The following is a 20,742-nucleotide window of genomic DNA, read 5'->3' as shown; positions in this document are numbered from 1 at the left end:
CGTGTATGGTTTACAAGCAGCTTGTTGAACAATTACCGACCATGAGCCTTTTTTTCCGTTGTCTCAGTAGCATGCTTCTCGTTTCGCTTGGCCTACAGGCCGTTGGGCAGGAACGGGACAGTACGTATTATCCGCCCCTGCCGATCACGATCAAGGGAATGAAAATCCGGGCCGCGACGTTTTCGGATGCCACCGGCCGGAGCATGCCGTTTGGTGGGGTGGCGTTTCACGTTGAACAAAATAACATTGCCGTTGATGATACGCTGCAAATGATCGTAACACCGGAAGAGGGTGTGAATCCCCGGAGCATCACGGTCGAACTCAAGTTTTGCGACGGGCCCTGCGGCATCAACGAGCAGGCCGGGCAGACCAAGACGAACGGCTACACAGTTTTCAGCGCCAAACTGAGCGAGTTGAAGAACAATACGGCGAAATTTCTGATCAAAGAACAGGCCCCCGTGGTCAGCGAGCAGGGTGACACCACGTATTTCGACAACACCAACGTGAAGGAGATGTATGTGTATGTGAAGAGCAATAACCGTTCGCCGGTGCAGGTCGATTTGCAGGTTTCGCTCAAAAAGAAGAAGATCAACAACCTGGGCATTCAGTCGCCGACGCTTTACAAACCGGATCTCAAAACCGCCAAATACCACGCCCTGCTGATCGGTGTTACCAACTACCGCGACCCGGCGCTGCGGCTGAAAGGCCCGGATATCGACATCACGAAGCTGTCCGGGGTGCTGGGGTCGCAGTACGAATTCAGCACGATCACGACGATGATCGACCCGACCCGCAAAGAACTGCGCGACTCGCTGATGGCGCTGGCCTACACGCTGTTCAAGGATGATAACCTGCTGATCTATTTTGCCGGTCACGGCATTCAGTCGCCCTCAAAAGAAGGATATTGGGCCTTACAGGATGCCAAAGACGGCGACCTGACCACGTTTTTGTCGAACGACGATCTGGTCAGTTTGCTGCGTCCGTTGCGGGTTCAGCATTTGCTGGTGATTGTCGATGCCTGTTTTGGCTCCAACCTGATGGTCCGGCGCGGTTTTACGGACCAGAGCACCGAAGCCCGGACCTGGGAGGAAGTCTACAATCAAAAGAGTCGTCAGGTGTTCAGCAGCAGCCACCAGGCCGAAGTGCCCGACAGCAGCATTTTTATCAATTACCTCACCAAACGGCTGCGCGATAACACCGAGGATTACATCACGGGCAGTGAGTTGTACGAAAGTTTGAAATACCCCGTGCATAACAACACGCCAAACCGGCAACGCCCCCGGTTCGGCGAAATTGAGGGCTTGCCGCCTTACTACGGGGAGTTTCTGTTCAAGCGCCGAAAACCGGACAGCCCCGAACCGCTGCGGCTGGTGAGTCGGCCGGACCGCAACCGGAATAAAACCGATAGCGATACCCTGGAAGTCGATTACGTGACGGTGGTCGACCTGAACGAGCCCGATCCGCACCCGACGCGGGGCGCGCACGCCAGCCTGATCGACGCGGGGGCGGTTATTTACAACGCCTACAGCCAGCCGATTCAGTTCCGGATCAGTTCGCCGACCGGCAAAAAACTGGAGTCGTACACCTTGCCGAGTCGCAAATCGCTGGCGTCCAAGTTCAGCGGCCCGGTGGCGATTCTGGAAATCCTGAACAGCTCGTTTGCGGGGCAGAAACTGGAAGTGGTGAAAGGCCGGATGCACCGGATTCAGTTCAAACCGTCGACCCAATCGTTCGATCTGGAATATTAGTTCAGGAGCATCCCGATACTTCCGCATTTTCTTTTCCGGGTAAGGAATGTAATTTTGGATACAATACGGTTAGGTAGTCGCGAGCATGCCCAGTCCCAATTCGTTACCGGAGGATTTTAGCCAGAATAACCAACTGCCCATTCGGATCGTTTCGCCGAATTTTGGTCGCGTGTCTCCGGAGGCCATAGCCAACTACGGACCCACCCACCGCTTACCCTATTATTTCCTGCTGTTTGTCCTGGATGGCTCTGTTCGGTATGGCGTTGATGGGGAAACCTTCGACGTTGGAACGCATGAGTTACTTTTCTCCCTGCCGCACCAGATTCAACAATTGGATCTGGCTGTGCACGGGGACAATTATTATAAATTGGGCTTTGATGACGAATGCCTGTCCCGATTACCCCGGCAATTTCCGTTCCTGCTGAATCCGCTCAATCAGCAAAAAATACAGTTTTCACCGGTGGCAGCGAGTCGGGTTCAGGCGATTTTTGGACTCCTTCAGGGGTTATTAACGGCTTCGGATACGGAGCCTGAACTCATCTTAGCCCATTTAAACAGTCTCCTGACGGAAATTAATGCGGCTTATTTTGCCGGGGCGCGAAAACCGGCCGATGACCGACTGACCAAATACATCGGGTTCAAATTATTTGTCGAAAACAACCTGACCGACCACCCGGCCATTAAGGATATTGCCCAGGAGCTTGCCCTCAGTACGGATAGTTTGTATCAGTTGGTTAAACAGTATTCGGGACTCTCGCCGAAAGAATTTGTGACGAATCGTCTGATCCTGGAAGCCAGACGCCGGATGTACTACGGCGAGCGGTCTTCGGTCAAGGAACTGGCTTTTGAACTCGGCTTCAATGATCCTGATTACTTTTCCCGCTTGTTTAAAAAGGTAACCGGTAAAACCGTCGCCGAGTTTTTTCAGGATTTGTCCTGAACGCGTCGGCTTTCGTCCGGCTGGGTTTACGGCGCGCTAACGAGCTTTGTTCATTACTAACTTTTAAAGTCATGAACAACGCATTGGGTAAAATACTGGTGACGGGTGTAACCGGACTTGTCGGAGCTCGTCTTCTGCCGCGTCTTGTGGAAGCGGGTTTTGACTGCTGTGCGCTGGTGCGCGGGGGCAAAGACGTTCCGGCCGGGGTGAAGGTCGTAGAAGGCGATCTGTTTGATCCGGCTTCACTCACCAAGGCGGTCAGGGATGTGTCGGCGGTTATTCACCTGGCAGCCGTGTTTCGCAGCACGGACACTGATTTGATCTGGAAAAGCAATCTCGAAGGTACGCGCAACCTGATTGCTGCGGCCACGGCCCATGCGCCCGACGCACGTTTCATCCTAGCCAGTACGACCCACGTCTACGCTACCAACAATCCGCATCCGGGCCGTGAGGACGACGTGGTCGAACCGCAACATCCCTACCCTGCCAGTAAGGTTGCGGCTGAGAAGGAAGTGCGCGAAAGTGGCCTCAATTGGTCGATTTTACGTTTTCCTTTTGTCTACGGTGACGGAGACGGGCATCTGGAGTCGCTACCGAAGCATGTGAAAGCGGCCAACTGGCATCCCGCTATGAAAATCAGTACCATCCATCACCGCGACATCGCCACCGCGATGAACCTGGCCCTGTCCGGTGCGCTGGACGGTCGTGTTGTCAATATCTCCGATGAAGCGCCGGTGTCGGTGTACGAATTAGCCCACTTGGTCGGTGAGCAGTTGGAATCCTCCTCCGAGCCGCTTATGAACCCCTGGTACCTCCACAGTGATGGTTCACTGGCTCGCCGTCTCGGCTTCCAGCCAACGGTCAGGACGGTCTATCAGGCCGTGCAGGAACAAATACTGTAGGGTTGAAGCGGGTTTTGCGAGAAAGGACAGCAACCCTGTAAATGCCTGATAGTTCTGTTCTTCTCTCGCAAAACCCTGCTTTGAACGTCAGGTGCTTGCTGAAAAATACAGGCGTTGTTATCCTGATGGTCTGGCTAGGTTTTCAAATTTTGCCGTATTTTCTGGCGAGTGCGGTGCTGCGAAGCCTTGGAAATTAGGCAACTTCGGGGTGCCGTCAAAACCGCCCCTCTCAAATACCTTCCCTTTTGGCTAAAACATTCCGACTTTCGGCTAAATCCGTCTTCTAAAGCGGTTGCAACTTTGCATTACCAACAAAGAGCCGAAAAATGGAAGTAAAAAACAGTTTAAACAGCCTTATCCTCTTGCTGTCCCTGTGCCTGGTGAGTGCGCTTACTGCGGCACAGACAACCGGCGAATTCAAAGGGAAAATTCTGGAGCAATCGACCAAACAGCCAATTATAGGGGCCAGTATCCGCATCGACAACACCCAACTCGGAGCTTCAACGGATACGAACGGCGTATTCATCATCCGCAACATTCCCACGGGTACGCATTCCGTAACGATATCCAGTATCAGTTTTCAGACAAAAAACATCACGGAGATCCTCATCACATCCAATAAAACCTACTACTCCGAAATTGAGCTGCTGGAAGATGCCTCTTCGCTCAATGAAGTCACCATCAGCGCGTTCAAAGGAGAAGTCAATCCACTCACCCCGGTTTCTGCCTACTCCTATTCAAGAGAAGAAATTTTCAGAAATCCCGGTGCGCAGGGTGATATTATGCGGGCGCTCTCCAGTTTGCCGGGCGTTGTCAGCAGTGGTTCCCAATTTTCAGCCATTGCCGCACGGGGGCAAGGCACGCAGGACAACATCTATATGGTGGATGACATACCGATGTTCAATCTCTCGCACTTGGAGGCCGAGGGGTTTAACTCGGGTTTTAACGATCCAAACGGAGGACGATTCAGTATTTTCGCACCGCGGATCATCGATAACGTGCAGTTTCAAAACGGCGGTTTTGACGCGGTCAACGGACGGCGATCATCCTCATTGCTGAATCTTGGCGTCAAGGAAGGGAATAAAGAAACCTGGTCATTCAGCGGGCAGTTCGATTTGCTGGGCGCGACCCTGATCGCAGACGGTCCCATATCTCCAAAAACAAGTGTATTTGCCTCTGGCCGGTATCAAAACTTTGCCATGCTTGTCAATCTTTTGGGTGTAGCCCCATCAACGATTTCCTTCGGCGATTACATCTTAAAGACCACCACACAACTCAATGCGAAGAACAAACTTTCGGTTATTGCCATGTATAATCCCGAAAGAACCAGTAAAACCAGGGATGATCTGGAAGCCGGAATCAATATCAACGACGACAATAGCGGCCGGAACATCCTCTGGAATCACCGGGATAGCAAAACGGTTGTAGGCCTTAACTTGCGAACGCTGATCAGTTCCAGCAGCTATTTAAAAAATGTGCTCTATTACCGGGCATCCACTGTCGACAACAATTTTGGCAGGTTCAATCCATCGCTTGACCCTGAGGGCGTTATTATTGACCCAAGTTATGGTACGTACGAACCGAATCTAAGGCGTATCAAAAACAACCAACAGGAATTTGGGTACCGTTCCATCTACACCCGGCGTTTCGATAAGCTGACACTGACGGCCGGGATCGATGCGATGGTAATCGGTTTGGATTACGAAAGAAGTCTGAGCCGCACTGACACGGTGTATACATTCCGCACCAGAGACATCCGCACCAACCCGGCGCGCTATTATCAAGTGTTAGATCCCTCCCTTTTTAACTCAGCTTTTGATGACAGGGCCTTTAACGGATCAGGGTACCTCACGGCTTCCTGGCGGATCACGGATCGGTTTACCCTGAATCCCAGCCTACGGTATGATTATACCGGTTTTACCCAACAGCATACGCTATCACCACGACTGAGCGGCAGCATTGCCTTGAGCGACCGGCACAGTTTGAATTTTGCCAGTGGCATCTACTACCAGGATGCAGCTTACTCGGATGTTGCCGGGCAGCATGCGGCTAACAAACTTAAAAATGAACGCTCTATTCAATCCATTCTTGGCTACAAAATCCAATTTTCGAGCGATTTAAAATTGGTGGCCGAAGGTTGGCACAAGCAATTTGACGATGTGGTCGTGCAACCCAACCGGTCACAAAGCTATTTAACCAACAATGGAACCGGCTATGCCTACGGCGCAGATATAAGCCTGACAAAACGGTTGTCTAAAAATTATTACGGGCAAATAAGCTACTCCTATATGGAAAGTAAAAGGGATGACCAGGATGGGTTAGGCGAATACAATTACATTTTCAACATTCCGCACACCATCAGTTTGTTAGGGAGCTACAAGCCCAGCAACAAGTGGGTCTTTTCCGGGAAGTTTCGCTACAGCACAGGGCGACCAACGGACCGGTTTATCGTTCATTCCAACGTGCTGAATGATCCCAGCATGATGCGGTATTCGCAGGAAATAACCGCCGTAAATGGCGAAAGGTTACCGGACTTTATCAGTCTGGACTTACGAGCGGATTACAATGTACAAAGAGCATGGGGCACTTTTTCCGCCTTTGTCGATTTGGTCAACGTCAGCAACCGGTTTAATATCAACTCCGAGCAATTCGTTCCCGAAACGGGCAGAATATCGAATATCGGACTAGGGATATTTCCCACCTTCGGCGTAAGGGTTGAATTATAACACCTCATTGGACAGGTTTTGTAATAAGCCTATAATGAGCCAAATTACGCCAGATTCCCTGCTTAAATTTGGACACCGAGAATGCCAGAAATTGAAATAAGCAGGCTTTACCACACAGCCATGAGAAAATTACGATGAACCGTGAAGTCGCATCACGTCCAATCGGAGAAAGCCAGTGGGTTGATGGCTGGCGCAGAACCGCACTGTTGCTAACGCTGGTGTTGGTAAGCATTTTCAGTCAGGTAGACCGGATTTTGCCCTTTATTCTGGCCGAGTCCATCAAAGCGGATTTGGGGTTGAGTGATACGCAGCTTGGGCTCATTACGGGCATGGCCTTTTCGCTTAGTTATTCACTGGCTTCTCTGCCGCTTGCACGGTTGTCGGACAAAGGCTGGGCCAGGCAGGTTTTGGTGGGGTGTATCCTGATTTGGAGCGCCATGACCGGTTTGGGCGGTTTAGCGACCGGATTTACGGCTCTGGCGCTTTCACGCATTGGGGTCGCTCTTGGGGAAGCCGGAGGGACACCCGCCAGTCACGCCCTGATCGTCTACAAAATTCCGGAACAACTCCGTGGGCGTGCCATCGGCTTATTCGCGATGGGTATTCCGCTGGGTACGATGGTGGGATTTGCCCTTGGCGGATGGGCAAGCGACCATATTGGCTGGCGCAAGGCGCTTTTTGGGGCAGGTGCTTTCGGTGTGGTGGTCGTGATGCTGGTGATACTTTTTACCGAAAAGAACAGCGTGATGAAACGGGAGGCAGGTGAAAACTTTTATAGATCTGCCCGAAAACTGTTGGCAAAACCGGCGTTCCTTTGGTTATTCATCGCCACTAATTTACTGGGATTTGCATCCGCGCCATTTTACGCGTTTGCCGCTCCTTTCCTGATCAGGACACACGGGCTTACGGCGAGCGAAGTCGGTATTTCATTCGGGCTCTTGCAGGGATTGATGGGGATTGCAGGGACACTTCTTGGCGGCAGATTGTTCGATAGGGCTGTAAACCGGGGCTCCGACACGTTGTTGAACCCACCCGCCCTTATTTTTGGCCTGTCGGCCACCACAACTCTGGCGGCACTGTTCGTACCCGTAAGCTGGCTATCGATTGCCCTGTTTGTGCCCGCGATGTTTTCATTTGCATTCCTGCTGCCATACGGTTTCGGAGCCGGGCACCTGATCGCGGGGGCCGGAAACCAAGCCCTGGCTTCAGGGCTGTTGATGTTGGGCTCAGGGCTGTTTTCGGCAACGTTATCCCCACTTTTGGTGGGAATGATCAGTGATGCTGCAACCGCAAAAGGTGTTGAAAATGGTTTACAAGCCGGCCTGTTCGTAACACCGGTTTTCAGTCTGCTTACGGCGACTGCCTGCTTCGTTGTGAGCAGAAGGGTAGCCGCGTATCAATCTATATAAATTTTAATCCTTAACAAGATGAATAAGCCACCTATAAGAGTTAGTACCATATCCCAGGCTCATAAACTGCGGGAATTGCCGCCACCATCACATCCGTTCATCAGCATCATAGAAACCAGCGAAATCAAAAGTGTGCCGAATATTAGTGTAGTTCTTGATTTCTATATGATCTCCATCAAGAGAAACTGCAATACGCTATCCTATGGACAACAAAAATATGATTTCGACGAAGGTGTAATGTCATTCGTGGCACCCAACCAAATCATAAGTGGTCAGGATCATGACTCCGATACCCGGCCTGTCGGTTGGATATTGCTGGTACATCCTGATTTCTTTTGGGGTACCCCGCTTGCAAAAAAAATAAAGAAGTATGACTACTTTGGGTATGCTGTGAATGAAGCCTTGTTTCTTTCGCAAAAAGAAGAAGCGATCATTAATGCAATAGGCGAAAATATCAAGCTGGAGTGCAATTCAAATATTGATCAATTCAGCCAGGATATTATTATTTCGCATCTTGAAACGTTTCTGAATTATGCGGAACGTTTTTATCAACGTCAATTTATAACAAGGAAAATAACGAATCATCAACTATTAGACCGATTGGATAAACTGCTTTCGGATTACTTCAATAGCGATGATTTAGCCCTAAAAGGATTACCGACAGTTCAGTACATCTCCGACAACCTGAATATCTCCAGTAAATACCTGGGAAGTATGCTGAAACAACTGACAGGCCTGACAACCCAGCAACACATTCATGAAAAATTAATTGCTAAAGCAAAAGAAAAATTATCGTTAACCGAAATGTCCGTTAGTGAGATTGCTTATGGACTGGGATTCGAGCATTTGCAATCGTTTAGCAAGCTGTTCAAGGCAAAAACCAAACTCACTCCAATGGAATTCAGAGACTCCTTCAATTAATCATAATCTCACAGCGTCATTAACGGGTTAAATTACTCTATGTACTGATTAGAGGCTATTTGATTTATCCACCACAACGCTTCTAAGAGCATTAGGGTTCAAACCATAATCTACGGAGTTAACAGAATATAACCCCGTAAAAACCGGCCGGGGTTATTAGGCTCAGTAAGTGCAAAATTGTTAAAAATCTTTTCGATTCAAGTTGCCAACCTTCTATTGACGACGCAGAAAGATATGAAATTGTCGAAGCAATCTATTGCTTTACTGCCTGTATATTTATATTGTGTAAGTAAATGTAAAACTCAAGATAATAATAAAGAGTTTTGCAATAAAGCTATTGTACAGGAAGAAAAGTATTATGAAAATTTGAGGAAAATTGATGTGCTTTTGTTGAATTTAACTAAAGAGGTGCTTGGTAATAAAGATGCTGCGGTTATCCAAAATACATTTCTTGATTTAAGACAGGAATGGTTATTTCAGGATGTTTTGACTCGAACAACAAAAAATAAAAAAATACAGTCTGGGTATTGTCCATCCGATAGTTTAGCAACTATTTATCATCTTTTATTTCCGAAGTATGACCCCTCGAATAAAGAAAAATTAATTTCTGAGATTAAAAAAATAAAGATCAAAATTTCGCCTTATTAATATCGAGAAAAACTAGCTTTTTATAGTTTATAATCAGCTAGTTGATTCCGTGAACTATAGACCATAAACTATAATCTGTTTTTTACGGAGTACTCACTGCGGAAGTTGGGAAGCGCTCTTGTCGTCAATGAATAAAGTGGCGGCTTCGTGCAGCCGCAGGATGGTCGACGGGTGCGTTTCGCTCACGGGCGAGTGCAGCGTGTGAAAAACCGCCGAAGCCTTGTTGATGCCGGGCACCATGCAGAAAATATGGGGTGCCTGCATCAGTGCCGGAATCGTCAGGGTCAAGGCGTGGGTCGGAACGGCCGCAAGCTGGTCGAAGCAGCCGTCGTTGACCTGTTGCTGACGGCAAACCGGGTCGAGGTCCACCACTTTCACCCAAACCGGGTCGTTGAAATCCGCGACGTGCGGATCGTTGAAGGCAATGTGGCCGTTCTCGCCGATGCCCATGCAAACGATGTCGACCGGGTACTGGCGCAGAAGGCTGCTATACCGCTCACACTCAGCCGCCAGGTCGGGCGCGTTGCCGTTCAGGTAATTGACCGACCGGAACGGGACACGGTCGAAAAGCCGCTCTTTCAGAAAGTTGCCGAAGCGTTGCGGAGCCTCGTCCGGTAATTGGACGTATTCGTCCATGTGAAAGGCATGGATTCGACTCCAGTCAATGGCTGTTTCCGGAGCCAGCGCGGCCAGAAATTCGTTTTGGGAAGGCGCTGCGGCAAAGATGATGCTGATGGTTTCGCGTTCGGCCAGCAGGCTGCGAATCCGTTCGCTGGCAGCTTGGGCGGCCTGCTCACCCAGCAGCGCCCGGGTCGGAAACCGGCGTACGGTCAGTTGGTTCGTTTGGGATGAACTAAGCATTCGTGGGAAGTTAGGAGTCGTGCGATTGGTTTTGCAGAACCGATATGGTGTCGCGCTGGTAAACGATCCGCCCTTCCACCATCGTCAGTTGGACGGCAATGTCGGCATCGAAAATCACAATATCGGCGTCTTTTCCGGGGGCTAGCACGCCTTTCCGGTCGGCCACGCCCATGATGCGCGCGGGCGTGCTGCTGATCATCCGAATGGCGTCCGGCAGCGGAATATCGGCCAGGGTGGTGACGGTCCGAACCAGCCGGTCGGCGGTGGCCACACTGCCCGCAAACGATTGCCGGTCGGGGAGTTTGGCCACACCGTCTTCGATAATCACGTCGATGCCGTCGTGCAGACTGCCCAGCCTGCTCATGCCGGGCGGCATCCCGGCGGCACGCATGGCATCCGTAATCAGGGCGGCTCGGTCGGGGCCTTTAATTTTATAGGCGAGTTTCAGCAGCGGAGCGGGCAGGTGAATGCCGTCGGCAATCAGTTCCACGTCCATCTCGTCGAGCAGATAAGCGCTTTCAACGACACCGGCATACCGAAAACCGTTTCGGCGGCTGACGCCCGACATGCCACTGTACAGGTGCGTGGCCAGCGAATAGCCGTTCTCGACGGCGGCCAGCACTTCGTCGTACACGGCGTCGGTATGCGCGACAGCCGCCAGCACCCCTTTCGAGCGCAAAAACCGCCCGAAGGCCAGTGCTCCGTTCAATTCGGGAGCCGCACTCCAGCGCGTTACCGACGACGAGCGTTCGAGCACTTCCTGGTATTCGGCCGGATCGGGATCACGGATGTAACGCGGGTCCTGCGCCCCCCGCTGGCTCATGGCAAAATAGGGCCCTTCCAGGTGCATGCCCAAAAACCGGGCGCCCGCCGTATTCCGGCGGTTGGCCTGCTCGTACAGACCCAGGGTGTTGAAAAGGCCCTCCTGGCTGCTGGTCAGCGTGGTCGGCACCAGCGCGGTGGTTCCGTAGTGTGCATGCGTTTCGGCAATTCGCAAAAAAGCCTCTTCACTGCCGTCCATGAAGTCGTGACCTCCTCCGCCGTGGACGTGCAAATCGATAAAACCGGGCGATATGTACGCGCCACCCGCATCCAGGACCAGGGCATTCGGCACCTCGATGTCGCGCTCGCTGATTTCCGTAATGGTACTGCCGGTAATCAAAACCGTTCCGTACGAAAGCAGCCGGTAGGGCGTCAGGATGCGGCCGTTGGTGATTTTAAGGCGTTGCGGCCCGTTGCCGGGGTGGGTCATGAGAAGGCGGTTTGGCGAATCGTTGGAGCCTGGAATTAAATGAACGAAATCCGGCGGACTTACAGGGCTTTTTGCGCTTTTTTCATCACACTTTCCAGCGTGACCGCTGCGCCACCCCGGCGTTTGCTCTCGTCGGCGGCTTCCATAAAGGCGAAGATTTCCAGCGTTTCTTCGGGTTTGACGGGTGTTTCGCCGGTTTCGAAGTACTGAATAATGTCTTTCAGCAATGGGTTATAGCCGCCGTACGGGCCCAGCGTCACATTTCCGTTTTTGGTATAAACCGTTCCGCCGTATTCGTGCTTGCCGGTCCGGGTGCCCCGGAAAGTGCCCACGCGCCCGTCGCTCCAGGTGCCGACCACCACGTCGGTATCGGGCGTATGCACCCGCACGACGCTCTGACAACCCGGCCCCATCACGGTATACAGCGTTTCGACGCCGTGGACGCCGTACCAGAACAGATCGGGGTGTGTTTTTTCCAGAACCGCCGGGCTGAAGGTGTCGGCACCGACGACCTGGCTTTTGTCAAGTCCCTGAAGGCCTTTGATGTAGCGTAACGACGAAGCCGAAAAGGTGGTGAGCCCCTTCTTTTTGGCGGCTTCAAAAATAGCGATGGCGTCGGTCAGGGAAGCGGCAATGGGCTTGTCGATAAACACGCGTTTGCCGGTTGCAAACACTTTCAGCGCCTGCTCGCGGTGCAGCCGACCATCGTTGGTTTCGAGCAGCACCACATCGACTTTACCAAGCAGGGATTCCAGCGAGTCGGTGATTTCAACCCCCATTTTTTTGACTTCCTCGATGTACCCCGGAATGCGTTTGACACTACTCTCGATATCGTTGCTTCCCTTCGGATAGGCTGCCACCACGCGGTAGCCTGCCCAGTCGGGGTTGGGCGTCGGGCTGTTGAGTTCTTTGGTGAAGGCGATGCTGTGCGAGGTGTCGAGGCCGATAATGCCCACCCGTTTCCCGGCAACCGGCTCCGAACGCCGGGGACTAAAACCGGCCAATGGGAGCAGGTAAGCGCCCAGGCCGGTTGCTGCCGTAAGTAACGAGAAGTTTCGGCGGTTAAGGGTATTAGGCATAGAATATTTTATCAAGAGGAGGGTAGAGTAGAATCGTGTACGTACCCGAAAAATCGGAAGCAAAATTTAGTAATGCAAGTAATTTGCTTATTTTTTGATTTGGGTATCTGTTTGGAAGGAAAACCGCTTAAAGCTAATGTGCGTGCCAACTGTTCGTACAGCTTGGTTAATCAAGCCTTCCACGGACCAGCGGTCCGTGCTACATTGCGTTCGCACAGTTTGGTCACCGGTTTTCTGGTTGCCACTGCCGCTAGATGAAGAATGTTAATGCGAGTGCCGCAGCCGGTGCAGCCGGATGTTGACCAGGTGGGTCGTTACCAACCCGAGGGACGCTGCGTAGCCCAGGTATTCAAACGATTCGTTGACATCTTCCAACAGGATGGCAACGGCAAAAACGCTCAGGAAAAACCATAAACCGATTTTGATCGCGGGCGTTGTGAAATGCCGGGTAGCAAAGTAAACCGCCAGGATATTAACCCCAATGAACAGGTAATCAAGGCTTAAAAAACCAACGCGAACCGTATCGTTGGCCAGAAAAGAGGAGGAAACCAGCAAAACAGGGGTAATCAGGCAATGGATGATGCATAAAACAGATCCGCTAATTCCGATATAATCCGCTCTTTTGTTCAATACGTCCAGTTTCATACGCCGTGGCTTTGTCTCTTACAACCGACAAAATAAAGGGTTGGTTTGGTAGGAGACAAAAATAGTTGCAATAAAGTTGCATTAATTTTTGCAACCTTGTTGCGACCTTCTAATTTTGCAACCTTGATGCAACTATTCAGGCGGTTTTCGTCTGCAAACGATGAATTATATGGAAAGCAAGGTAAAAGCTACGCGGCAATTGAGTTGGGTACTGATGCTGGGAACGTTGATGGCGTTGTTTACGGGCTGCAACGATAACGCGGATGACCCCGAACCGGCGGATGAAAACGAACTAATCACGACGGTCAACCTGAAATTTACGGAGCAGGGAACGACCACGACACAAACCTTTTCCTACCGCGATGCCGACGGCGAAGGCGGGCAGGCTCCGACGAAATTTGACCGGATTACGCTTAAGCCAAACACGACCTACAACCTGAGCGTCGAGTTACTGGACGAAAGTAAGAATCCGGCCGTCGATATGACGGAGGAAGTGGAAGAAGAAAGCGACGAACATCTGTTTGTTTTTACGCCCAATCCGGCCACGCTGGCCACGTATACCTACGGCGACAAGGATGCCAATAACCTGCCCATCGGGCTGGAAGGTACCCTGAAAACGAATGCTGCTGCGACCGGAAAACTGCGTGTGCAGCTTCGCCACCAGCCCGGAACCAAAGACGGGACGGCTACGCCGGGGAGCAATGATGTTGACCTGAACTTTGATCTGACGGTTCAGTAAGCGCCAAACCGACGATAGAAGAACGAAGCGATCCTGAGCGGCCGGATTTACTGGCCGCTCAGTTTGTTTAAAACCGAATAGACTTTCAGTTTGCCGTTTTTGTTGTAGGTTTCGCTTTTGATGTCGAACAGCACATCGCTGGCTCGGTAGCTGACCGTCCGGAACGAAACCCGGATTGGAATGCCCATTGTGCGGTTGGTCATGTTCATGTCCGAACTGATTTTATACACACTGAACGTTCCGGCGGGCGTGGTCAGGCTCTCCTGGCCTTCGACCTGCCGGTTGACCACCTGAAGATCCATGTCCATCATTTTGGTGTCCTTGTTGTACGTCTCCGCGATCAGTTCGCCGTCGGGCAGTTTGGCGCCTGCGGTATATTGCTTGGGGTAAATCAGTTTGTTGGACTTGACCCGGACTTCCATGTCCTTCATGGCTTCGTAGGCCGAGAGCATCGAGCCCGACAGATCGGCGATCAGTTCATTGCCGGTGCAGCTATACTTGATATTCATTTCCGGAGCCGGTTTTCCTTTCTCATCGAATGACTGCATCACCACATTGATCAGGGTCGATCCGCCCTCGGTTTTAACGTCTTTGACGGTGTACACCAGCCGTCCGACGGGCTTGTCTTTGGCGTTGTAGGAAAGCATTTCGTAGCTGGCACCCGCTTTAAATTTGATTCCCAGACATTCCTGTGAGTGGTCTGCCCGGGTAAGGAATCCCAGGCATAAGAGAAGAAAAAGTGTTTTCATATTTAGAGAGAAAAAATTGCATTCGAAAGGTAAATACTTTTCGGCCATTCGAAGCAAACAACTGAGTAAGCGGAAGTTAAACCCAGGCCATGCTGACAACGCCGATGAGCATGATCAGTTTGCAGAGCGAACTGAGGTAGGAAAAATCCCGTTTGGTATCGGCCCGGAACAGCCGGTAGACTAGCCAGGCAATCGGGATCAGCAGAATCACGAACATCCAGAATAACTGTTCATTCCCGAGCAGGTACGCGATGGCAAACAGCGAAAGGATGAACGCGGCAATGATGCCGTATAACACCTGTTTGGTTCGGCGCAATCCCCAGATGATGGGCAGCGTCCGGCAGCCGAAGCGGGCGTCGCCCTTCACGTCTTCCATGTCTTTGATGATCTCGCGGACCAGCGTGATGACAAACGAGAACAGGGCGTAAATCAGCAGTAAATCAACCTGCTTTCGGTAGTAAACCGCCAGCACGATCAGGGCCAGAGCCGTCAGGAAGGCCACGACGAAGTTGCCGATGAACGGTTCGCGTTTGAATTTGGAGGAGTAAAACCAGAGCAGCGTGACCGACAGCACGTTGACCACGAAAATCCATTTGCTCAGGTAAAAACCGATGAGGACGCCCAGAAAATTCAGGGCCTGATGAGCGCCCATCGCAATCTGCCGTTTCAGATACCGCCCGATGATGACCCGCTCCGGTTTGTTGACAATATCGATCTTGATGTCGAAATAATCGTTGATGATGTACCCGGCTGCGGCAATGCAAACCGTTGAAAGCGAGAGCAAAAAGAGCTTGGTGTCCAGCAGCAGGCTGGGCCAGTTGTCGCGCGGGCCAATGAGCGTGACGCGGGCAAAATACTGCGTAGCCACGATGATCAGCAGGTTTTGCACCCGGATCAACCGCAGGAATCCCAACACAAAAACATGAAAAGGCGGAGTACCCGTACGGGCCGAACTGCTCCGAACGTTTGGGTTCATGGCCAGAGAGACATTCAGTTAGTCAAAGATACGTGAATCCGGGTTGCCATTAAAATCTTTCTCTGCAGCTTCCAATCCGTGAACACAATTGGCCGCAATTGATGTTATGGGAAATGACTGAAGGGGCGAAGGCGTAATGAAATTATCCATCACTCCTTCGGTTTTTCAGTCCCTCAATCACACATCTGATTTATGAAAATTGGCATCGTATGTTACCCGACGTTCGGGGGAAGTGGTGTTGTCGCGACTGAACTGGGCAAAGCCCTGGCCAAAGCCGGTCATAAAATTCACTTTATCACCTACCAGCAACCGCCCCGGTTGGACTTTTTCAACGAAAATGTTTTTTACCATGAAGTAAATATACCCACGTACCCGTTGTTCCAGTTTCCGCCCTATGAGTCAGCGCTTTCCAGCGCGATGGTCAACGTGGTGCAGTACGAAAAGCTGGATTTGCTGCACGTCCATTATGCAATTCCGCACGCGTCGGCGGCTTACATGGCGAAGATGATTCTGCGGTCGCAGGGGCGGCACGTTCCGTTTGTTACCACACTGCACGGCACGGACATTACCCTGGTCGGTAAAGATGCTTCCTACGAACCGGTCGTTACGTTCGGCATCAACGAGTCGGACGGTGTCACGGCGGTTTCGGAAAATCTCCGGCAGGAAACGCTGGACCAGTTTGCCATTCGCCGGGATATTGAGGTCATTCCGAACTTCATTGACCTCGAACGCTTCAAGCGGCAGAAGAAAGATCATTTCAAGATGGCCATTTGCCCCAACGGTGAAAAGCTGATCGTGCACACGTCGAACTTCCGGCGGGTGAAGCGCATTGACGACGTGGTGCAGGTTTTTCATAAAATTAACCAGCAGATTCCCAGTAAGTTGCTGTTGTCTGGCGATGGGCCCGAGCGGGTTCGGATCGAGAAGCTGTGCCGCGACATGGGCATTTACGGTGATGTGCGGTTTTTGGGCAAACTTGATGCCGTCGAGGAAGTGCTGTCGGTGGCCGACCTATTCCTGATGCCTTCTGAAAACGAAAGTTTCGGGCTGGCGGCCCTGGAAGCGATGGCCTGCGAAGTGCCACTGATTACGTCGAACGCGGGCGGTTTGCCCGAACTCAACGTCCACGGTGTGACCGGTTTTCTGAGCAACGTCGGCGATGTAGATGATATGGTCAGAAACGCCCTGTTCATCCTGGACGACAACAACCTGCCGGTTTTCAAACGGAATGCCCTCGAACGCGCCAAGGCGTTTGAAATCTCAAAGATTCTGCCGCTGTACGAGGCCTATTACGAAAAAGTAGTGCAGGAAAGCCGGGCGATGGTTTGAATGTAAATTTTCGCCAACTTTCTGCCTGAGAAGTGTTACTTTTGTACGTAAATCAATGACGTATGAAATTCGGTGTAGTAGTATTCCCCGGTTCCAATTGCGACGACGACGCGGTTCACGCCCTGCGGGACCAACTCAAGCAGGACGTTGTCAAACTCTGGCACAAAGATCACGACCTGCAAGGCTGTGATTTCATCATTCTGCCCGGCGGTTTTTCGTACGGAGACTACCTGCGCACGGGTGCCGTCGCCCGGTTTTCGCCGATCATGAACGAGGTCATCAAACACGCCGAGCGGGGCGGTTACCTGATGGGCATCTGCAACGGTTTTCAGATTCTGGCCGAAGCGCGGCTGGTGCCGGGCGTCCTGCTGCGGAACACGAACCAGAAATACGTTTGCAAGAATATTTACCTGCGTCCGCAGTCGAAAAGCGCCCTGATTACGGCGGAACTGGACGATAAGGCCTATAAAATTCCCATCGCCCACGGCGAAGGCCGGTATTTTGCCGATGCCGACACCCTCAAGCGATTGAACGATAACGACCAGGTCATTTTCCGGTATTGCGACGAAGCCGGAAACATCGTGGACGAAGCTAACCCGAACGGCAGTCTCGACAACATTGCGGGTGTCGCCAACGAGCGCAAAAACGTCTTCGGCCTGATGCCGCACCCCGAACGGGCCGCCGATCCGCTTCTGGGCAATACCGACGGACGGCTGATTCTGGAGCAGTTGCTGAACGCGGTGCTCGTGTAAAAAACTGTCTGAAAACAACCAAAAGGAGTCGGTCACGTTGTGGCCGACTCCTTTTGGTTTATGCCTTTCAAGATACCAAATTGCTTGGTTGGTTTAGCTAGCCAACCGTTTGCTCATCGTTTCAAAAAAAATAACCAGCAGGGTGTGACTTTTGGCAGATAGGAAACGTCTGACAACCAATCCTAAACGTTTCTTATCCCATGCTTGCAAAACTTCACAACCGCTACGAAGCCCTGAATTACCTGATTCGGAAACGCGCAACCGGTTCTCCTAAAGAATTAGCCGAAAAACTAGGCATTAGTGAACGGGCCTGGTACAAAATCCGCGACGAGTTGGTCAACGACCTGGGCGTGCCACTGGCGTATTGCCCCATTCGCCGGACGTATTACTACACGGAAGAAGGCGAGATTGTCTTTCAGTTTAGGCGAAAACTGGATGCTGAGCAGATGGGAAGGCTGTCGGGGGGAGGGTCGGATTGGGGAATGAACTATGGTACTGGCGGTTGTAAGCCCTTTTGGGGTCATCCTTACCTTTTAACCCTAACCTCCGGATTATGACTGCTCTGTTCCTGATGGTGCCAGCATATGGGCACCTGAATCTTACCTTTAAGTTGGCCCGGCAACTGCAAGCGAATGGGTATCAAATCGTGTATGGGTATCTGGGAACGCCGGAAGTAGCCCGGCAGGTTCATCAGCAAGGGTTTACGGTGCATTGGTTACAAAGCTTACCCTTTGGAATCGGGGTGGAAGAAGCGACGCACAAAGAAAAAAGAGAATCCTATCTGGAGTCGTTACTCGACCGGTTTACCGATAAAACATTTCGTATGCGATCTACGGATTTACAACGGATAGTTGAGACGTTCAAACCGGAATGGATTTTCATTGACGCCTTTTATAGCACGGATTTTATTACGCTCTATCCCTTCATCAAGGATAAAAAAGTCAAGGTGGTGATCCTGCAAACCATGCTCTCCGTCTACGAAGATGCGGATACGCCACCCCTGACCAGCCGACGGATTCCGGGTGTCGATACGCCGGAGTCGATTCGGGGAGCCTGGCGTCAGTATTACCGGCTACGAGGGTTAAAATGGGGATGGCAGACCATCAAATACCTGGGGCGGAGTAATCACCGGATTATTCGGCAGAAATTTCGGCAAAATCAGGTGCCGGATCGGTATCGGATTCGAAGCGATAAAACGTTTCACACCGGGTTCGATCAGGTACCGGAATGGATTCTGTATCCGCAAGCGTTTGAATTTCCGCAGCGAACCATTCATTCGTTTCAGCAATACCTGGGCTTGATGGTCGACACGGACCGCGTGGAGGAGTTGTCACCTGCTTACATAACGATGCGAAAGCAACTGGAGCAGGAGAAGTCGGCGAACCCGGAACTGAGAATAGTCTATGCTTCACTGGGTACGGTTTCGAACGCTCATGCCAAACCGCGTTTACTCAGGCGCTTTTATAAAACGCTCATCGAAGCCGTGGCCAGCCACCCGAATTGGCGGCTTATTGCATCCGTAGGCCCGGAATTGCAAACCGCTTTCCCGGCGCGTATCTCCAACGGCTGGATTTACGGGCGCGTTCCGCAACTGCATATGCTCCGGCACTGCGATGTCTTTGTGACGCACGGTGGTGGCAATTCGATTCAGGAGGGAGTTTTAGGTGGGGTACCGATGCTGGCCTATCCGCTCAACGATACCTGGGATCAGAATGGACAAACGGCCCGGCTGGTTTATCACGGTTGCGGACTGATGGGTGATCTGCGAAAAGACCGTTCGCTGGACATGGAGCGGAAGATAAGGCAACTGCTGACTGAGCCAACTTACCAACAGGCGTTAGAAAACTTACGGGGCCAGTTGGAGCACTTTGATGAGAGCCGTGTCTTTTCTGCGGCAGTTGGTGAAAGAAAAGCTTAAAATTCTTTAATTTTTTTGCGACTGCATTTTTAGTGCAGTGCGAAGTGCGATGTTTGGGTCATCAGCGCTGATGGAAGTATGTTTTCACTTAAAAATCTCATTATTATGAAAAGACTAGAAATACAACAATTGGAGCAATTGCAAGGAGGTGACATAGATGCTGCCTGTGGATTTGCAATAGGCGTTGGTACAGTAGCTGCGCTTACCACCGCTCCAATTGCTTACGCAACTTGGGGATTTATAGGAGCGTCTATCGGAACTTTTTGTACCGGTTCTTTACTCAAAAGAATTTATTTGTAATTATTCCCAAATTCAAAGGAGCAATGAAAACAATTGAAAATGACCAAATGAGCCAACATGTTGGTGGTAGCTTACGTTCATTCTGTGTAGGTTGGGCTGCAGGTGTTGGCACTGCATTAAGTTTTGGTTGGGTATTGGGACCTGTAGGTATTGGAGCCGTAGTGGTAGGAGCCGCCTTATGTCTCGCCGGGGATACATCATATTGATTTTTTGATAGGGTAGTTTCCAATAACTGCCCTATCAAATATCGCATTATTTATACCCATGAATAAGAAAAACATTTGGATTGGTATTAGTAGATATCTAGGAATAGTATTTATTGTGATTTCTATAATTATTTATCTACCAGCAGGAGTAAAGTATACCTATTTTTTTGGAAATAGCCTAGATATCATATGGGCAATATTAGGATTCTTTATAGGTATACTTACAGTCTATTTATCAAATAAGATAGAGCGTGGAAATACAAAGAATTAAACGATGTATATGTAAAATAAACAGTATATATGATGGTATTGTCAGCAAATTTATATCGATTCTTCTTACTTTGTTTAATAGCCTTTTTTCTTCAGTGGGCCTTCAGTTATTTTCTGGTATCAGATCAACTCTATTTCAATAGCCTCGCCGATCAGCTAAGCTACGAGCGTATTCAGGAGTTGATCGATCAAGGTAAGAAATGGGAATGGTTGAGTTATGCGATGGTGCCGGTATTGTATTTAATAAAATGTACTCTTAACTTTCTTGTTTGACAATCTTACTTTTGATATTTGTTTGCTGAGTGCAAAACTGCTCGACGGTTTCAATGGGCCTGCGTCCCATGTTGCGGTAGCCTAAGTGGGGGCGTTGCG

General features: G+C 50.8%; 19 protein-coding genes. 13 read left to right on the top strand and 6 right to left on the bottom strand.

Features of this window, described 5'->3' with window-relative positions:
- Nucleotides 1-71: 71 nt before the first annotated feature.
- From ACO2Q8_RS13235 to ACO2Q8_RS13205, 7 genes are all read left to right on the top strand, one after another.
- Nucleotides 72-1,748 (top strand): caspase family protein, encoded by a 1,677-nt coding sequence (locus tag ACO2Q8_RS13235; RefSeq protein WP_423345297.1) that lies wholly within the window; start codon nt 72-74, stop codon nt 1,746-1,748.
- A gap of 85 nt (nt 1,749-1,833) precedes the next feature.
- Nucleotides 1,834-2,688: an AraC family transcriptional regulator gene (locus tag ACO2Q8_RS13230; protein ID WP_423345296.1), complete on the top strand. Its 855-nt coding sequence runs from the start codon at nt 1,834-1,836 to the stop codon at nt 2,686-2,688.
- Between the two features lie 71 nt (nt 2,689-2,759).
- On the top strand, nt 2,760-3,590 hold the full coding sequence (locus ACO2Q8_RS13225; protein WP_423345295.1) for an NAD-dependent epimerase/dehydratase family protein: 831 nt from the start codon (nt 2,760-2,762) through the stop codon (nt 3,588-3,590).
- A 326-nt stretch (nt 3,591-3,916) separates the two neighbouring features.
- Nucleotides 3,917-6,316, top strand: coding sequence for a TonB-dependent receptor (locus tag ACO2Q8_RS13220; RefSeq protein WP_423345294.1), 2,400 nt, complete (start codon nt 3,917-3,919; stop codon nt 6,314-6,316).
- Nucleotides 6,317-6,450: 134 nt separating this feature from the next.
- A complete protein-coding gene (locus tag ACO2Q8_RS13215) occupies nt 6,451-7,725 on the top strand; it encodes an MFS transporter (protein ID WP_423345293.1) in 1,275 nt (424 codons plus the stop codon).
- A gap of 18 nt (nt 7,726-7,743) precedes the next feature.
- On the top strand, nt 7,744-8,646 hold the full coding sequence (locus tag ACO2Q8_RS13210) for a helix-turn-helix domain-containing protein (protein ID WP_423345292.1): 903 nt from the start codon (nt 7,744-7,746) through the stop codon (nt 8,644-8,646).
- Between the two features lie 234 nt (nt 8,647-8,880).
- Nucleotides 8,881-9,294 (top strand): hypothetical protein, encoded by a 414-nt coding sequence (locus ACO2Q8_RS13205; protein ID WP_423345291.1) that lies wholly within the window; start codon nt 8,881-8,883, stop codon nt 9,292-9,294.
- A gap of 93 nt (nt 9,295-9,387) precedes the next feature.
- On the opposite strand, the gene ACO2Q8_RS13200 is transcribed toward ACO2Q8_RS13205, so the two are convergent.
- The 4 genes from ACO2Q8_RS13200 to ACO2Q8_RS13185 form a co-directional block, all read right to left on the bottom strand.
- Complete coding sequence (locus tag ACO2Q8_RS13200) at nt 9,388-10,155, bottom strand: glucosamine-6-phosphate deaminase (protein ID WP_423345290.1); 768 nt, start codon at nt 10,153-10,155, stop codon at nt 9,388-9,390.
- 10 nt (nt 10,156-10,165) lie between these two features.
- Complete coding sequence (nagA, locus tag ACO2Q8_RS13195) at nt 10,166-11,407, bottom strand: N-acetylglucosamine-6-phosphate deacetylase (RefSeq protein ID WP_423345289.1); 1,242 nt, start codon at nt 11,405-11,407, stop codon at nt 10,166-10,168.
- A 59-nt stretch (nt 11,408-11,466) separates the two neighbouring features.
- Nucleotides 11,467-12,486: a Gfo/Idh/MocA family protein gene (locus ACO2Q8_RS13190; protein ID WP_423345288.1), complete on the bottom strand. Its 1,020-nt coding sequence runs from the start codon at nt 12,484-12,486 to the stop codon at nt 11,467-11,469.
- A gap of 264 nt (nt 12,487-12,750) precedes the next feature.
- Nucleotides 12,751-13,131: a MerC domain-containing protein gene (locus ACO2Q8_RS13185; protein ID WP_423345287.1), complete on the bottom strand. Its 381-nt coding sequence runs from the start codon at nt 13,129-13,131 to the stop codon at nt 12,751-12,753.
- 169 nt (nt 13,132-13,300) lie between these two features.
- On the opposite strand from ACO2Q8_RS13185, the gene ACO2Q8_RS13180 reads away from it, so the two are divergent.
- On the top strand, nt 13,301-13,870 hold the full coding sequence (locus ACO2Q8_RS13180; RefSeq protein WP_423345286.1) for a hypothetical protein: 570 nt from the start codon (nt 13,301-13,303) through the stop codon (nt 13,868-13,870).
- Between the two features lie 47 nt (nt 13,871-13,917).
- Here the strand turns inward: ACO2Q8_RS13180 and ACO2Q8_RS13175 are convergent, their stop codons facing one another.
- Together ACO2Q8_RS13175 and ACO2Q8_RS13170 are read right to left on the bottom strand one after the other, a co-directional pair.
- A complete protein-coding gene (locus ACO2Q8_RS13175; protein WP_423345285.1) occupies nt 13,918-14,619 on the bottom strand; it encodes a hypothetical protein in 702 nt (233 codons plus the stop codon).
- Nucleotides 14,620-14,695: 76 nt separating this feature from the next.
- On the bottom strand, nt 14,696-15,595 hold the full coding sequence (locus ACO2Q8_RS13170; protein WP_423345284.1) for a geranylgeranylglycerol-phosphate geranylgeranyltransferase: 900 nt from the start codon (nt 15,593-15,595) through the stop codon (nt 14,696-14,698).
- A gap of 192 nt (nt 15,596-15,787) precedes the next feature.
- On the opposite strand from ACO2Q8_RS13170, the gene bshA reads away from it, so the two are divergent.
- The 5 genes from bshA to ACO2Q8_RS13145 all read left to right on the top strand — a co-directional run bounded on the left by bshA (nt 15,788) and on the right by ACO2Q8_RS13145 (nt 19,894).
- Nucleotides 15,788-16,924 carry an N-acetyl-alpha-D-glucosaminyl L-malate synthase BshA gene (gene bshA / locus ACO2Q8_RS13165; RefSeq protein ID WP_423345283.1) on the top strand — a complete coding sequence of 379 codons (1,137 nt, stop codon included), beginning with the start codon at nt 15,788-15,790 and terminating at the stop codon, nt 16,922-16,924.
- A gap of 62 nt (nt 16,925-16,986) precedes the next feature.
- Entirely contained in the window at nt 16,987-17,676 is a 690-nt protein-coding gene (gene purQ, locus ACO2Q8_RS13160) for a phosphoribosylformylglycinamidine synthase subunit PurQ (protein ID WP_423345282.1), read from the top strand.
- A gap of 200 nt (nt 17,677-17,876) precedes the next feature.
- On the top strand, nt 17,877-18,233 hold the full coding sequence (locus ACO2Q8_RS13155) for a hypothetical protein (RefSeq protein WP_423345281.1): 357 nt from the start codon (nt 17,877-17,879) through the stop codon (nt 18,231-18,233).
- Nucleotides 18,230-19,594, top strand: coding sequence for a nucleotide disphospho-sugar-binding domain-containing protein (locus ACO2Q8_RS13150; protein ID WP_423345280.1), 1,365 nt, complete (start codon nt 18,230-18,232; stop codon nt 19,592-19,594). The genes ACO2Q8_RS13155 and ACO2Q8_RS13150 overlap by 4 nt, the downstream gene beginning before the upstream one ends.
- 105 nt (nt 19,595-19,699) lie before the next feature.
- On the top strand, nt 19,700-19,894 hold the full coding sequence (locus ACO2Q8_RS13145) for a hypothetical protein (protein ID WP_423345279.1): 195 nt from the start codon (nt 19,700-19,702) through the stop codon (nt 19,892-19,894).
- Nucleotides 19,895-20,742: the final 848 nt, after the last annotated feature.

The sequence above is a fragment of the Larkinella sp. VNQ87 genome, assembly GCF_049445795.1.
In the GTDB taxonomy this organism is placed as follows: domain Bacteria; phylum Bacteroidota; class Bacteroidia; order Cytophagales; family Spirosomataceae; genus Larkinella.
The sequence above is the reverse complement of the archived record's forward strand: the minus strand, read 5'-3'. Positions and strand labels throughout refer to the sequence as shown.

What these genes read in the sequence shown, in the direction of transcription:
- ACO2Q8_RS13205 (WP_423345291.1), top strand. Translation starts at nt 8,881, where the DNA reads ATGAAATTGTCGAAGCAATCTATTGCTTTACTGCCTGTATATTTATAT.
- ACO2Q8_RS13230 (WP_423345296.1), top strand. Translation starts at nt 1,834, where the DNA reads ATGCCCAGTCCCAATTCGTTACCGGAGGATTTTAGCCAGAATAACCAA.
- ACO2Q8_RS13185 (WP_423345287.1), bottom strand. Translation starts at nt 13,131, where the DNA reads ATGAAACTGGACGTATTGAACAAAAGAGCGGATTATATCGGAATTAGC.
- ACO2Q8_RS13235 (WP_423345297.1), top strand. Translation starts at nt 72, where the DNA reads ATGCTTCTCGTTTCGCTTGGCCTACAGGCCGTTGGGCAGGAACGGGAC.
- ACO2Q8_RS13210 (WP_423345292.1), top strand. Translation starts at nt 7,744, where the DNA reads ATGAATAAGCCACCTATAAGAGTTAGTACCATATCCCAGGCTCATAAA.
- purQ (WP_423345282.1), top strand. Translation starts at nt 16,987, where the DNA reads ATGAAATTCGGTGTAGTAGTATTCCCCGGTTCCAATTGCGACGACGAC.
- ACO2Q8_RS13180 (WP_423345286.1), top strand. Translation starts at nt 13,301, where the DNA reads ATGGAAAGCAAGGTAAAAGCTACGCGGCAATTGAGTTGGGTACTGATG.
- ACO2Q8_RS13190 (WP_423345288.1), bottom strand. Translation starts at nt 12,486, where the DNA reads ATGCCTAATACCCTTAACCGCCGAAACTTCTCGTTACTTACGGCAGCA.
- ACO2Q8_RS13200 (WP_423345290.1), bottom strand. Translation starts at nt 10,155, where the DNA reads ATGCTTAGTTCATCCCAAACGAACCAACTGACCGTACGCCGGTTTCCG.
- ACO2Q8_RS13150 (WP_423345280.1), top strand. Translation starts at nt 18,230, where the DNA reads ATGACTGCTCTGTTCCTGATGGTGCCAGCATATGGGCACCTGAATCTT.
- ACO2Q8_RS13145 (WP_423345279.1), top strand. Translation starts at nt 19,700, where the DNA reads ATGAAAAGACTAGAAATACAACAATTGGAGCAATTGCAAGGAGGTGAC.
- nagA (WP_423345289.1), bottom strand. Translation starts at nt 11,407, where the DNA reads ATGACCCACCCCGGCAACGGGCCGCAACGCCTTAAAATCACCAACGGC.
- ACO2Q8_RS13170 (WP_423345284.1), bottom strand. Translation starts at nt 15,595, where the DNA reads ATGAACCCAAACGTTCGGAGCAGTTCGGCCCGTACGGGTACTCCGCCT.
- ACO2Q8_RS13220 (WP_423345294.1), top strand. Translation starts at nt 3,917, where the DNA reads ATGGAAGTAAAAAACAGTTTAAACAGCCTTATCCTCTTGCTGTCCCTG.
- ACO2Q8_RS13175 (WP_423345285.1), bottom strand. Translation starts at nt 14,619, where the DNA reads ATGAAAACACTTTTTCTTCTCTTATGCCTGGGATTCCTTACCCGGGCA.
- ACO2Q8_RS13155 (WP_423345281.1), top strand. Translation starts at nt 17,877, where the DNA reads ATGCTTGCAAAACTTCACAACCGCTACGAAGCCCTGAATTACCTGATT.
- bshA (WP_423345283.1), top strand. Translation starts at nt 15,788, where the DNA reads ATGAAAATTGGCATCGTATGTTACCCGACGTTCGGGGGAAGTGGTGTT.
- ACO2Q8_RS13225 (WP_423345295.1), top strand. Translation starts at nt 2,760, where the DNA reads ATGAACAACGCATTGGGTAAAATACTGGTGACGGGTGTAACCGGACTT.
- ACO2Q8_RS13215 (WP_423345293.1), top strand. Translation starts at nt 6,451, where the DNA reads ATGAACCGTGAAGTCGCATCACGTCCAATCGGAGAAAGCCAGTGGGTT.